Source organism: Maribacter sp. Hel_I_7, assembly GCF_000688315.1.
GTDB classification, from domain to species: domain Bacteria; phylum Bacteroidota; class Bacteroidia; order Flavobacteriales; family Flavobacteriaceae; genus Maribacter; species Maribacter stanieri.
On the sequence record NZ_JHZW01000003.1, the window covers coordinates 289,644 to 302,087 of the forward strand.

The following is a 12,444-nucleotide window of genomic DNA, read 5'->3' on the forward strand; positions in this document are numbered from 1 at the left end:
AATGAGTTCAGAAATAATCATATATAACACAGAGGATGGACAAACTAAAATCCAAACCCGATTAGAAAATGAAACCGTTTGGTTGAATCAGGAGCAAATGGCGGAGCTTTTCCAAAGAGATAGAAGCGTAATTACCAAGCATATCGGTAATATTTTCAAAGAAGGTGAATTGGAAGAAAAAAGCAATGTGCAAAATTTGCACATTAGTGGTTCAGACAAGCCTGTAAAGTTCTACAATCTTGATGTTATCATATCGGTAGGCTATCGAGTAAAATCGCACAGAGGTACACAATTCCGTATTTGGGCAACACAACGTTTACGAGAGTACATTGTAAAGGGCTTTGCAATGAATGATGAATTGCTAAAAGAAGCAGGCGGAGGCAATTACTTTGATGAACTGTTGGCCCGTATCAGGGATATACGTTCATCTGAAAAAGTATTTTGGCGTAAAGTACTCGACATTTATGCAACCAGCATTGATTATGACGGAAAAGCCGAAGAATCCATTTTGTTTTTTAAAACGGTACAAAATAAAATGCATTGGGCTGCACACGGACAAACGGCTGCGGAAACCATTTACAAGCGTATTGATGCCAGCAAACCCAATTTAGGTTTAACCAATTTTAAAGGCGAAAAGCCAATCAAAAAAGAAACTGAAGTTGCCAAAAACTATCTGAACGAAAAAGAATTAGACGTGCTCAACAGAATGGTAACCGCTTATTTGGAATTGGCAGAACTACAAGCCCTGAACAGAAAGCCAATGTATATGAAAGATTGGATAAACCGTTTAGATGACTTTCTAACAATGACAGGAAATGACATCTTAACCAATGCAGGAAGCATCAGCCACCAAAAAGCCTTAGATAAGGCTCATAAAGAGTATGAAAAATATAAAGAGCAGACCAAAAATGACCTTTCAAAAGCAGAAAAGGATTTCATAAAGCAGATAGATTCTACTCCTAAAAAATTAAAGAAATAGCCAATGCCAAATTTAGTACACGTTGAATACGACCAAACGGGAAAGAGCAAAAGCACTAATGCTCTAGGAATGCGAGAAATGCAAGAAAAGGCATACGAAGGCAGAACAGCACAATATTTATTGTTGAAAGCACCACCAGCATCAGGCAAATCAAGAGCTTTAATGTTTATAGCTTTAGACAAACTCAAAAATCAAGGCGTTAAAAAGGTCATTGTTGCAGTGCCTGAAAAATCTATTGGAGCATCTTTTGGCTCAACTGAACTCAAAAAGTTTGGCTTTTTCGCAGATTGGAACCCAAATCCAAAATACAACCTCTGTACGCCAGGCGAAGAAAAAAGTAAAGTAACTGCATTCTTAAACTTTTTAGAATCTGCCGAGCAAATTTTAGTTTGTACCCACGCCACTTTGCGTTTTGCCTTTGATGGTTTAGATCCCAAAAAATTAGATGATACTTTGGTGGCAATAGATGAATTTCACCACGTTTCAGCCGAAGGAGACAATATTCTAGGTCAGGTATTGAAAAGCATTATGCACAATTCTACCGCCCATATTGTTGCAATGACAGGCTCCTATTTTAGAGGAGATAGTGTTCCTGTGTTAATGCCCGAAGATGAAGCAAAATTTACCAAAGTAACCTACACCTACTACCAACAGTTGAACGGCTATGAGTTTTTAAAATCGTTAGGTATTGGCTACCATTTTTACACGGGTAAATACTTCAAGAAACATCCAGAAAAGGAAATGTCGGCTTTGGCAGAGATTTTAGATGAAAATCAAAAAACCATCATCCACATTCCAAGTGTAAATTCAGCTGAATCATCCAAAGAGAAATATGAGGAAGTCAACCACATTATTGACGTTTTGGGCGAATTAGAATATCAAGATGAAACTACGGGTGTTTTACACGTCAAAAGCCACAAAACTGGCAAGATTTTAAAGGTTGCCGATTTGGTTAATGACAACCCAAAGTCAAGAGATAAAATAAGTGCCTATTTGCGTAATATAAATTCCCCAGAGGATATGGACATCATTATTGCTTTGGGCATGGCTAAAGAAGGGTTTGATTGGCCATATTGTCAACACGCATTAACCATTGGTTACAGAGGTTCATTAACAGAAATCATTCAAATAATAGGAAGGGCAACAAGAGACAGCAACAACAAAACACACGCACAATTTACCAATCTCATTGCTAATCCTGATGCCGAAGGTGAGGAAGTAAAATTATCAGTAAACAATATGCTTAAAGCCATAACAGCTTCCTTATTAATGGAACAAGTGTTGGCTCCAAATTGGAAGTTTAAAATCAAAAAAGAAGAAGATGACAATGACGAAGATGAAGACGACAAAACCATTAAAATAAGGGGATTCAAATTACCTACTTCTCAAAGAGCCAAAGACATTATTGATACAGATTTGAATGATTTGAAAGCCAAAATCCTGCAAGACCCTCAAATGCTCAAAGCAATGCCTGGCAATATTGAGCCAGAGGTTATCAATACGGTTTTAATCCCTAAAATCATCCGAGAAGTTTATCCTGATTTAAGTGATGATGATCTTGAAGCTGTTAGACAACACGTAGTAGTCGATTCAGTAATTAAAAACAGTACGATTGAGGAACAAGGCGACAAAAAATTTATCAGAATGGCGGGTAGCTTTGTGAATATAGATGATATCCACATTGATTTGATTGACCAAGTGAATCCGTTCCAAAAGGCTTTTGAAATCCTATCCAAATCGGTAACAACTCAGGTTCTAAAATTGATTGACGAGCATATTCAATCCACCAAAATTGAAATGACTGAAGAAGAAGCCATTCTATTATGGCCAAAAATCAAAGAATGGGTAAAAAACAATAAAGGCGAGCAACCGAGTATTCAGGCATTTGACCATAAAGAAAAAAGAATGGCAGAAGCTTTAGTGTTTTTAAGAGAGTTGAAACGTAAAAAATCACTAGAAAATGGCTAAGAAGAAACTAACAATAGACGACATTTTTGAAGATGACGATTTTGGATTGTTAGATTCAAAAGTCAAGGCTTCAACTGTGAAAACAGATGAAGAAAGATTAATTGACTCGTTTGAAGAAATCAATGTATTCATAGATAAAAATGAGAGAGAGCCAAGTAAATCCAGTATGTCAGAATATGGCTTGTTAGCAAAACTAAAAAACTTCAGAGAAAATGAAGGGCAGAAAAGAATCCTTAAACCTTTTGATAGGCATAATTTATTAGGTCACGTAAAAATGGAAAAACAATCCATTGACGATATTCTGAATGATGATGATTTGGGTTTATTAGAACCTGATAAGGATTTAGACATTTTCAAATTCAAACACACACCAAGACCGGAAGACCGAGCAGACGCGGATTTTGTTGCTCAAAGAAAACCAATGAAAGAAAAGGACTTTGAGAAGTACGAGAAACTGTTTTTACAGGTCCACAAAGAAATTAAGGAAGGAAAGCGAAAAATAAAAACATTTAAAAACACCGAAAAGAACCTGCACGTTGGGGATTTTTATCTAATGAATGGTATTATGCTGTATTTAGAATCTGCCAATTTAAAAAAAGATGAAGTTGACCTTGGTTCAGGTAATAGGGTAAGAACTGAAGGCCGGACTAGAACGGTTTTTGAAAACGGCACTTTCAGCAATATGCTTTTTAGATCCTTAGGTAAGCAAATCCAAAAAGACGGGAAATTAATAACCAATACCTACGATAAAATTGAACAAGACTTATTTGTCAATTCAGGAGTTGTAGAAGAGGAAGATGTTCAATCGGGTTGGATTTACGTTTTGAAAACTAAATCAACTAAAAAAGAACTAACGGACATTACAGATTTATATAAGATTGGATTTGCTAGTAACTCTGTTGATGATAGAATAAAGAATGCTAAGAATGAAGCGACTTACTTATTTGCTGATGTAAAGAAAATTGCAACTTATAAAGTCTATAATAGAAATGCTGACAAACTGGAAAACCTCTTACATAGATTTTTCGCAAAGGCTTGTCTAGACATTGACTTGTTTAATGAAAATGGACAAAGACTAAATCCGAGAGAATGGTTTGTCGCTCCTTTTGAGGTCATTGAGGAAGCCATCCAACTGATTTTGAACGAAAATATCGTGCATTACGAATACGACACAAAAACGAAAAGAATTAAACTAAAATAGAATAAATGCCATCGCTGAACGAACTAAAAAGAAAGAAAGCCAGCAGGCAACAAAGAACTGAGGCATCAAAGTTTAATAAAAGGATTATTCATAGTCCTTGGTTACATATTTTTCTATTAATTATTAGCAAGCATTTGAGCAAAAAATGAAAATATTAATAAACGACTTTAAAACTGCAGAAGATACCTATAAAAATATTTTCAAAAATTATGGCTACGAAGAAAATGAATTAATTTTCTGTAATTCATTCGAGAAAACCAAATCCTTTATAATTGAACAGTTAGAAAATAAGAAACTGCATATTGATGTAATAATTACTAATGAATCATCGGCAGAAAGTATTGATAGTTTGCAAGCGTCCAAAATTTTAAGATTAAGAAATGGATTTAACACTTCTTATTCAAAAGGTAATTTTAGGATTAGTTCTATCCCAGTTATACTATATACTGACATAGAAACAAGAGGAACAATTTCAGCGGATAATTGGCAAGCCATTCTTAAAAAAAATAAGGAAGGACAACACGATAAATTTATTGCTGAATTTGAAAATGCTATAAGGACTTGGCGAAAAGGATTAGTAACCGATTTAGAAAATTTAGGAATTTTAAATAAGAACATTCAAAATTTTCAAGAATCAACTTTTTATAAAACTCATTACAAGAATCGAGTAACTAAAAATTCTGAAAGTTACTTCTTACTTAAAACCTTAATCGTATCGGAAGAATTCATTAAGCTACCAACACCGTTAGTTTACGATTGGCTAATAATAAATAGAAGAGAAATTGAACAATCTATTTTAGAATTTAATTCTACCTACAATAATCATATCAAATATGATAGAAAAAATAATGAGCGTACTATTTTACATGATTTTTTCAATCAGAATAAAATGATTCTTTTAAGAGACGCTTTTATTGATTTTGAATACGAGAAAAACTTATATGATTTGAATGAGAAAACTAATGAAGAATGTGATTATATACTTAAAACAGAGTTCCCAGAGTTTTTAAAAACAACATTTTTCGAGGTTAAAAAGGAAGATGTAACTTTTTATGTCAAAAAGAAAACCAAGAGACCTCAATTGAGCAGTAACTATTTAGCTCATTTAGAACAGGTTTGGAGATATAGGAAGTATTCAGGTAAAAAAGAAAATGAACCAGAAATAGAATCTAAGTTGGGTTATCGGACAGAAAACTTTGACCATATTTTACTAGCAGGAAGAAAAGAAGAAAAGCTTGAAATGAAAGAAAAATTTTCCAGTGACCTCAATCGAATGTACAATGGAATTGAGGTTGTAACTTATGAAGAACTTGAAGAGTTAAATGTTGATTATTTTGATAAATTCAATCGACTAAGCATTGATTTGAAATAAAAACGCTTGCTAACAAAAAACTGAGGAAAAATTAAAGTTTAAATAAAGGATGAGTTAGGACACTATGTCGTAATTTGAAAAGTATAATTAAACAATGAACTCTAATATATTACTAGGTAAAATTTTGCAGCGCTTTTGTGATAGTGGAATCTCAAGAGTAGAAGGGTTCAATAGTTTTGAGTATTTACGTGAGACCAGTAATTACGTGTATGTAAAGCGCGAAAATGGTCAAGAAACTTCAATACCCTTTAAAAAAATCATTGTAGGAATTGAAGCATTCAAATTGAATCCAGAATTATTTAATCTAGGACCATCTGCATTGAGACCATATGGTATTACACATATTACAAGCCCAATTTGGTCTCTTTTGCATTTACTTGCGCCTGAAGAATATGACAATGGCGACATTTTGTTGGATAGGACTCAAAAAAAATCAATTCTTAATATATATGGAGTTTTGGAACATGAGTTGGAATTGACATGGCGAATCTATGAACTTGCTTTGACGGCCTATCATCACGCTGACTACTTATTTCATAAAGATAGAGGTGAAGAAATGAGAATTGTATCCAATTCAATGTCATTAAAATTTATAAGAATAGTATGCGCCAGAACTTGTGTATTAGAAATTTCTAAATTGATAACTGAAGGGCAAAATAATCATTATAGTTTCTGGAACTTAGTGAATAGGATTAAGAATAAAAAATTTGTCGGAAACATCAATATTTCTGCCAATACTTTGAACGAAATTGAAAGTTCTTTGTTGAAGAATAAAGACAACATTAAAACATTTAAGACCATCAGAGATAAATTAGTGGCGCATGATGATTTTGATAATTATCTTATCCCAAGACCTCTATTGAGTGACTTATTACCATTACTAGAAATGACATACAATATACTTTGCAAACTCTGTGTTGAACAATATCAAAAAGAGTGTCCACCTGGACCAAAGAATAATCTCAATATGGACTTAGAAAATTTCCTAAACATGCAAAAGTTCAAATAAAGGATACGATATGGATGTGAAATTTGATGTAGTTAGGATTGGGGAGAGACGAAAGAACCATTTGTCTGAAATTCTTCTTCAAGAGAATACCATTATGTTGAAGAATACTTTAGTCGATTTTCTTTTTGATTTAAAAAATTCTGACGGAAAGAACAGTGAGCAAGTCACAATTGTAGTACCAGCAAAAGGATATAATCCAAAAATTAGACTACAAGACTTTAGAGACAAAAGAGTAAGAGATCTGGTGAAAATAAAATTTTTAGGGTTTATTTATAAAGGTTCAGATGATTCTTTCTTAATCAACATTGATAATCGAGTATTTAGGTAATCCTATAGTTCAAATAAACGATGAGTTAAGACACCATCTCGTAATTCGTTAAGTATAAATAAAGGATAGGTTGGGACACTAAGGCATAATTTGTAAAATTCATCTAAAGTATTCATTCAATAGCTGAGGAAGCCATCAATCATCGGAGCCTCTTTACTGCAATAGTTCTTTAAATGTAGAATTATATATCAGGCAACTTATGCCCAAGGGGAAAAGTTACCGTAATGTCGGTACCTTTATTTTCTTCACTGGCAACATGGATTTCACCTCCGTTTCTTTTAATGAACTCATAACTTAATATAAGGCCAAGCCCACTTCCTTTTTCGCCCTCCGTTCCATTAATGCCTTTCGGTTTTTGAACTGAAAAAAGACTTTCACTGATTTCGTGCGACATTCCAACGCCCGTATCGGACACGGTTATTATAATGCGGTCTAAAGTTTGGACTACGGTTACCTTGACCGAGCCTTTTCTTGGGGTAAACTTAATGGCATTGTTGACCAGATTGCGGATAACGAATTCAACCTGATCCCTATCCCCGATAATATGGGGGTCGCCGGTAACCAAAGCTGTCAACTCTACCTCCTTGTTATTCGCAATTACCGAGAATATCTCGCAAATCTCATATACGGTCACTTTAAGAGATATCGCTTCTTTTTTATCCTTTATCACATTCATCTGACTTTGTGCCCATATGATAAGGTTGTCCGCCATTTTCAGGGTATTGTCCAAGGATTTGCCAAGTTCTTTGCCCATATCCTGTATTTGCTCCTTGCTTATGAAATCGATATGTTCGACCAGAACAGAGCTAAAGGATTTAAGGGAGGTCAATGGGCTTCTCAGATCATGTGCGACAATACTGAAGAACTTATTTTTAGTTGCATTAAGTTCCTGCAACTCGGCTTTCTGTTGATTTATAGTTGCGTTTCGAGATTTAAGTTTTCCATTGGTGTTTTTCACCTTTCCAAGTACTACGACCAACGTGATCAGGAATAAAGAGCCGATCAGTAAACTTACATTCCGATTAAATATACTAGAGGCCTGTGCCAGATTTTCTTTAAGGAGCTTATCGGTGGTTTTGTTAAGATTATGAATAGAGGCCATACTTTTCGTGAGCCTGTTCCGATCCTCAAGTTGGACTCTTTGCAGGTCCTGGGAAATTTCATCGTATTCATTGAGGTATAACCCTGTTTTCTCTATATTGTTCCGCTTTAAGTAGAACGTTTGCATTTCGCGATATACCCGAAGCAAGAATTTATTTAAATTGTATTTTCTGCAAAAGGCTTCTGCATTTGCCAGATATTCAAATTCAAGGGCATCATTTTTTGCAGATCCCGCCATGGTGGCCAAGTGTATAAAAGCTTCTGCCGTAGCTACTTTTTGAGCGTTGTCCCCGAGTTTATCCGAGATTTTTATGACCTTATTAAAATAATGACCGGCAGAGTCAAGTTGGCCTTCATTTTCTTTTATCAGTCCCATTACCTTGTAACAACTTGACAGTACGGGGAGATTGGCAATTGAATCGTTGATCTGTATAGCCAACCTGGTAAGTTGTTCTGCCTTTATAAATTCTTTGTTGTTATAATAACTTTCCCCGAGATTATGTGCACTGACCCCGATACGTTCCTTTATACCCTGCAGGGTAAAGGCTTCAAAGGATTTTTTATGATATTCTATTTCCTGTTCACGATTGTTCAGGCTGCGATATATATGTCCCAACGATATGTAGCAATTTGCCAATCCTTTTTTATCCCCACGATCTTCAAAAATATTGATGGACTTTTGTATATATTCCATGCCCATAAAATAATTATCGTTCAAAGCATAGATGCTCGATAAAATCCTATAGCTATAGGCTATACCATCGATATCGTTGATATCGGTCGCCAGTGTAAGAGCCTCTTCGGCGTATTCCAGTGATTTGATATTGTCGACGTAGGTCAATTCCCGGCTCAGGGTATATAAGGTATTGATCCGCTCTTTTTCGGTAAGCTCGGGTCGAGAAATGGAATATTGTAGTTCCTGGACGGTTTGAGTTCGAGCAAATAATGCACTGAGTATAAATAAAAGCAAGAAACATGCCTTAATGCATAAGGGGGGGGATTTCATACTTGCGAGGGTATTGTGAGATATTAATTATAGAACGCTATAGCTTTTAAGTTATTATAGCGTTTAAAATCAGGTGGTTATTTTAATATTGAACGGAATCATTGAATAATGAGCCAAATAATTAAATGCATAGAATTCATTCAAATTGCATATGTTATGATTGAAAGTTACCGATTTCATATAAATCTTCCAATAAAACTACTGCACATTGCAATTTAGAATTTGTAATATACTTATTTTTTAGAATGTACGAATTTTAGTATATATTTATGTAAGGGGAATACCTTGTATCTCTTTAAAAATAGGTTCGACCTTATTTATAAAATAGAAAAGGGCCTGATGTTTAATAATTATAACTTGATATTATTCTACAGAACCTGATGAGCGATAGTATAAATGTTTCGGTCTTATACATCTATTGAGAATATCCAAGATCGATGAACAAAAAGAAAAGAATTATTTTAACATCTGCCTATTGGAATGGAATTGGATGTGGGTATACATGGTAACTAACCCTTAGTCCAAGCTAATTATCCCGTTGTGATACCGTTTTCGAAGGTATGTTATTTTTATAGTACCGTCATACGTGGAGACGCTGGCAGGAAGTATCCTTGCCTTTGGGAATACCAAATAAGGAAAGATATTTCGGGGCCGAATTTTAAAAAGAGAACATATGTCAAAATTATTGATAAGTATTATAGATGATGATGAGCTTTATAAGTATGCGCTCAGAAGAATGCTAAGAAAGCTGGAAATTAATGACTTAGGTATCATAGAATTTTCTAATGGTGTGGAAGCTATCGACTTTTATAATAGGCGAATAATGGAAGGCGGAGAACTTCCAGATGTCATTTTCCTTGATATCAATATGCCCTTGATGGACGGGTTTCAATTCATGATTGAATATAAAGGTTTAATGGATAAACTTGAGAAAATAGCGGAGATTTACATGTGTTCCTCATCGATAAACCCTAATGATATGCAAAATGCCGAGGAAATCAAGGAAATTAAAGAGTATATCACAAAGCCGGTCAAATTTGAAAAGATCCATGAAATATTAATGACGGTAAAATGATGTATTATCGAGTTTGGCAAAATATGATTGCTACCAATCACAGAATAATCGTAAAAGTCTAATAATATAAAATTAGATTAAGAATAAATGAAGAATTGGGATTCCATGTTGTAATCCTTAAAGTTTAAATAAAGGATGAAATTATAATCCAGTAATATTAATACAGTATATGTAAGAGTACACATATCCTTACGTTGTAGTGCATTTTGAAGCAACCTTTTAGGATTAGCTTCATCTAATTGAAAAAGGAAAAAATGAAAGCAAATATCTTGATTTTGTTTATCGGGGTTTTGATAATATTCGGTTGTGATAATGATGATGTCCAAAGAGATATTGATGGGCAATACATCGGGACTTTTCAAAGAGGAGAGAATATCTCAAATGTGGAACTATCATTAAACGATGCCACTTTTTCTGGAGAAAGCGAAATCATGAAATTTCCTGCTATTTGTAATGGTAATTACTCAATTTCAGACAGGACTATAAAGTTTGAAAATCAATGCCCTTGGACCGCCGAATTTGATTGGAGCTTAATACTGAGTGACACTTGGGATTTTAAATTTGCTAAGGATACCCTGACATTAACCAATTCAATCGGAGACGTCTACAGTTTGGCAAAAAAAGGACAATTTTAATATTTATTTGAAAATCGAATTATGAAAAAAGTTTTCGTAATTATTATTATCGGATTCTTATTTCCAAGTTGTACGAGTGACGACGACGGAATTGACTGTGAGATTTTTGACCCTGCATTCCCATCTTTGTTTATCAGAATAGTTGACGCTACTGGTGCTAACCTAATCGAAAATGAAAATATTGACCCTAACAATATAACCGTTGAAGGAGACTTTCCAAATGCAGGATTTCAATTTATTCCAGCAAGTGTGTTTGCCGTTCCTGACGCTGACATTAAAGAGTTCGATAACTCCTTGAACCTGTCCATTCCTAATGAATCATCATTTCATTATACTATCTATTTAGATGGTTTTGAGGCTATTGATCTAGATTTTGAGGCAGAGCTAACAAGAATACCTTGTGACATTACCTATTTTATTCCTTCTAGCGTTACTTTTAAAGAAGAAACTATAGAACTTACGGAAATGTCATCACTTCAATTTTTGGTAATAATAGAACTGTAGAAAAACAAACTACAACAAAACCTCCTATGAAAAGCCTTAGTCCATTTCTTGAAAGTTCAAATAAAGGATTAATTAATTTCCAACTATGAAAGAGGGTCGTTTGACTGGCAAATATATTAGACAGATGCGCACGGAAAAAAAACTGTCACAAGTCGATTTGGGGAAATTGATTAATAGGCGCCCTGAACGTATTTGCGAATGGGAACAAGATACTTACTCTATCAAACTTGACGTGTTTCTGGAAATAGCTGACGCATTAAAATTCAAAAATTTCAACAAACTTTTTCGCAAATAAAAGTCTAAATAAAGGATGAGTCGTATAAAAACTAACATAAGAATAGAAAGTGAAGATGGTGGAAATTTCGGGTACTTCATGGAAAGAGAGGACTTATACTCAAAATTGAGCGGGATTAAAGATATTAATGATGACATGGAGTTCATAGAAATTGGAGATAAAATCCAACTAAATGAACATACTCTTATGGTTAAAAATATCCATTTAGAATTTGCACCCGTGGATCTTAATACTAGACATATTGAAAAAACAGAAGATACAATGCCATCGAATTTTAGGATTGAAGTTGTACTTACGGTAGAGAATATTCCATTGGAAATATAAAGTATAGTTAAAGGATGAAGAAGATATTTATAATTTTTATTACTGTCTCCTTTTGTTCGTGTGCAGGAGGAAAATACAACTATCTGTTTGATACAGGTAAGGAGTTGGACTTCAGCCAGGGAAAATGGATTTTAAACAGGACAGAATCAAATTCCAAGGTCTTCGACCAAGAATTGAATACCACTGCTTACAATGAATTTAAAGAAATAATTGGCGATTCTTTATTTGAGTTAAATACCTTAAGGGCAAACAAATTAATTTCTCCAAAGATCGGATTTGAACTTAATGAGAAGGAACTACAACAAATTGGAAAAGAATCCGAATGTGACTACCTAATAAATATTCGGGGCAGTATAGTTAGTAATGGGGCAGGAACATTATCATACAATTCTGGAGATGGGTTTTACAGTGCCAGTAATCAATCTTCCGTATTTATTTTAATTTATGATTTGAAAAGCGGCATAATTATTTCTTCATCCCAGGCATTTGGAAAAGCTACCGAGGAAAATTCTCATTTTGATAATGAAAATAGAGTTCCTTCTTTTCATAGTAGTGCTGAAACACTAATGGTGAAAGCTGCTAAAAATTTAATCAAGAAATATGGTCGGAACCGCTTGGATTAATAGTCAGGTTCAAATAAAGAATGA

Annotated in this window: 13 protein-coding genes; 12 read left to right on the forward strand and 1 reads right to left on the reverse strand. The window is 34.2% G+C overall.

Translation table 11 applies throughout. The features are described from left to right. The first annotated feature begins 1 nt into the window (after position 1). From P178_RS0112815 to P178_RS0112840, 6 genes are all read left to right on the forward strand, one after another. Positions 2 to 979, forward strand: coding sequence for a virulence RhuM family protein (locus P178_RS0112815; RefSeq protein ID WP_027066591.1), 978 nt, complete (start codon positions 2 to 4; stop codon positions 977 to 979). Between the two features lie 3 nt (positions 980 to 982). After that, on the forward strand, positions 983 to 2,947 hold the full coding sequence (locus P178_RS0112820; protein ID WP_027066592.1) for a DEAD/DEAH box helicase: 1,965 nt from the start codon (positions 983 to 985) through the stop codon (positions 2,945 to 2,947). Continuing rightward, the gene (locus P178_RS0112825; protein WP_027066593.1) at positions 2,940 to 4,148 is read left to right on the forward strand and encodes a GIY-YIG nuclease family protein; all 1,209 of its coding nucleotides are present in this window, start codon (positions 2,940 to 2,942) and stop codon (positions 4,146 to 4,148) included. The genes P178_RS0112820 and P178_RS0112825 overlap by 8 nt, the downstream gene beginning before the upstream one ends. A 145-nt stretch (positions 4,149 to 4,293) precedes the next feature. After that, positions 4,294 to 5,520, forward strand: a complete 1,227-nt coding sequence (locus P178_RS0112830) for a Shedu anti-phage system protein SduA domain-containing protein (protein WP_027066594.1) — start codon at positions 4,294 to 4,296, stop codon at positions 5,518 to 5,520. 94 nt (positions 5,521 to 5,614) lie between these two features. Then, positions 5,615 to 6,529 carry a hypothetical protein gene (locus P178_RS0112835; protein WP_027066595.1) on the forward strand — a complete coding sequence of 305 codons (915 nt, stop codon included), beginning with the start codon at positions 5,615 to 5,617 and terminating at the stop codon, positions 6,527 to 6,529. Positions 6,530 to 6,539: 10 nt separating this feature from the next. After that, positions 6,540 to 6,857 carry a hypothetical protein gene (locus tag P178_RS0112840; protein WP_027066596.1) on the forward strand — a complete coding sequence of 106 codons (318 nt, stop codon included), beginning with the start codon at positions 6,540 to 6,542 and terminating at the stop codon, positions 6,855 to 6,857. Between the two features lie 181 nt (positions 6,858 to 7,038). On the opposite strand, the gene P178_RS0112845 is transcribed toward P178_RS0112840, so the two are convergent. Continuing rightward, positions 7,039 to 8,964 carry an ATP-binding protein gene (locus P178_RS0112845; RefSeq protein WP_081819446.1) on the reverse strand — a complete coding sequence of 642 codons (1,926 nt, stop codon included), beginning with the start codon at positions 8,962 to 8,964 and terminating at the stop codon, positions 7,039 to 7,041. Between the two features lie 673 nt (positions 8,965 to 9,637). Between P178_RS0112845 and P178_RS0112850 the strand changes: the two genes are divergently transcribed. The 6 genes from P178_RS0112850 to P178_RS0112875 all read left to right on the forward strand — a co-directional run bounded on the left by P178_RS0112850 (position 9,638) and on the right by P178_RS0112875 (position 12,420). Continuing rightward, positions 9,638 to 10,039 (forward strand): response regulator, encoded by a 402-nt coding sequence (locus P178_RS0112850; protein WP_027066598.1) that lies wholly within the window; start codon positions 9,638 to 9,640, stop codon positions 10,037 to 10,039. Between the two features lie 254 nt (positions 10,040 to 10,293). After that, positions 10,294 to 10,674, forward strand: a complete 381-nt coding sequence (locus tag P178_RS0112855; RefSeq protein WP_027066599.1) for a hypothetical protein — start codon at positions 10,294 to 10,296, stop codon at positions 10,672 to 10,674. A gap of 21 nt (positions 10,675 to 10,695) precedes the next feature. After that, positions 10,696 to 11,178, forward strand: coding sequence for a hypothetical protein (locus tag P178_RS0112860; protein ID WP_027066600.1), 483 nt, complete (start codon positions 10,696 to 10,698; stop codon positions 11,176 to 11,178). 124 nt (positions 11,179 to 11,302) lie between these two features. Beyond that, entirely contained in the window at positions 11,303 to 11,473 is a 171-nt protein-coding gene (locus tag P178_RS23715; RefSeq protein ID WP_394799853.1) for a hypothetical protein, read from the forward strand. A gap of 15 nt (positions 11,474 to 11,488) precedes the next feature. Beyond that, complete coding sequence (locus P178_RS0112870) at positions 11,489 to 11,797, forward strand: hypothetical protein (protein WP_027066601.1); 309 nt, start codon at positions 11,489 to 11,491, stop codon at positions 11,795 to 11,797. Positions 11,798 to 11,811: 14 nt separating this feature from the next. Then, positions 11,812 to 12,420 (forward strand): hypothetical protein, encoded by a 609-nt coding sequence (locus P178_RS0112875; protein WP_027066602.1) that lies wholly within the window; start codon positions 11,812 to 11,814, stop codon positions 12,418 to 12,420. Positions 12,421 to 12,444: the final 24 nt, after the last annotated feature.

What these genes read in the sequence shown, in the direction of transcription:
- P178_RS0112815 (WP_027066591.1), top strand. Translation starts at nt 2, where the DNA reads ATGAGTTCAGAAATAATCATATATAACACAGAGGATGGACAAACTAAA.
- P178_RS0112820 (WP_027066592.1), top strand. Translation starts at nt 983, where the DNA reads ATGCCAAATTTAGTACACGTTGAATACGACCAAACGGGAAAGAGCAAA.
- P178_RS0112825 (WP_027066593.1), top strand. Translation starts at nt 2,940, where the DNA reads ATGGCTAAGAAGAAACTAACAATAGACGACATTTTTGAAGATGACGAT.
- P178_RS0112830 (WP_027066594.1), top strand. Translation starts at nt 4,294, where the DNA reads ATGAAAATATTAATAAACGACTTTAAAACTGCAGAAGATACCTATAAA.
- P178_RS0112835 (WP_027066595.1), top strand. Translation starts at nt 5,615, where the DNA reads ATGAACTCTAATATATTACTAGGTAAAATTTTGCAGCGCTTTTGTGAT.
- P178_RS0112840 (WP_027066596.1), top strand. Translation starts at nt 6,540, where the DNA reads ATGGATGTGAAATTTGATGTAGTTAGGATTGGGGAGAGACGAAAGAAC.
- P178_RS0112845 (WP_081819446.1), bottom strand. Translation starts at nt 8,964, where the DNA reads ATGAAATCCCCCCCCTTATGCATTAAGGCATGTTTCTTGCTTTTATTT.
- P178_RS0112850 (WP_027066598.1), top strand. Translation starts at nt 9,638, where the DNA reads ATGTCAAAATTATTGATAAGTATTATAGATGATGATGAGCTTTATAAG.
- P178_RS0112855 (WP_027066599.1), top strand. Translation starts at nt 10,294, where the DNA reads ATGAAAGCAAATATCTTGATTTTGTTTATCGGGGTTTTGATAATATTC.
- P178_RS0112860 (WP_027066600.1), top strand. Translation starts at nt 10,696, where the DNA reads ATGAAAAAAGTTTTCGTAATTATTATTATCGGATTCTTATTTCCAAGT.
- P178_RS23715 (WP_394799853.1), top strand. Translation starts at nt 11,303, where the DNA reads ATGCGCACGGAAAAAAAACTGTCACAAGTCGATTTGGGGAAATTGATT.
- P178_RS0112870 (WP_027066601.1), top strand. Translation starts at nt 11,489, where the DNA reads ATGAGTCGTATAAAAACTAACATAAGAATAGAAAGTGAAGATGGTGGA.
- P178_RS0112875 (WP_027066602.1), top strand. Translation starts at nt 11,812, where the DNA reads ATGAAGAAGATATTTATAATTTTTATTACTGTCTCCTTTTGTTCGTGT.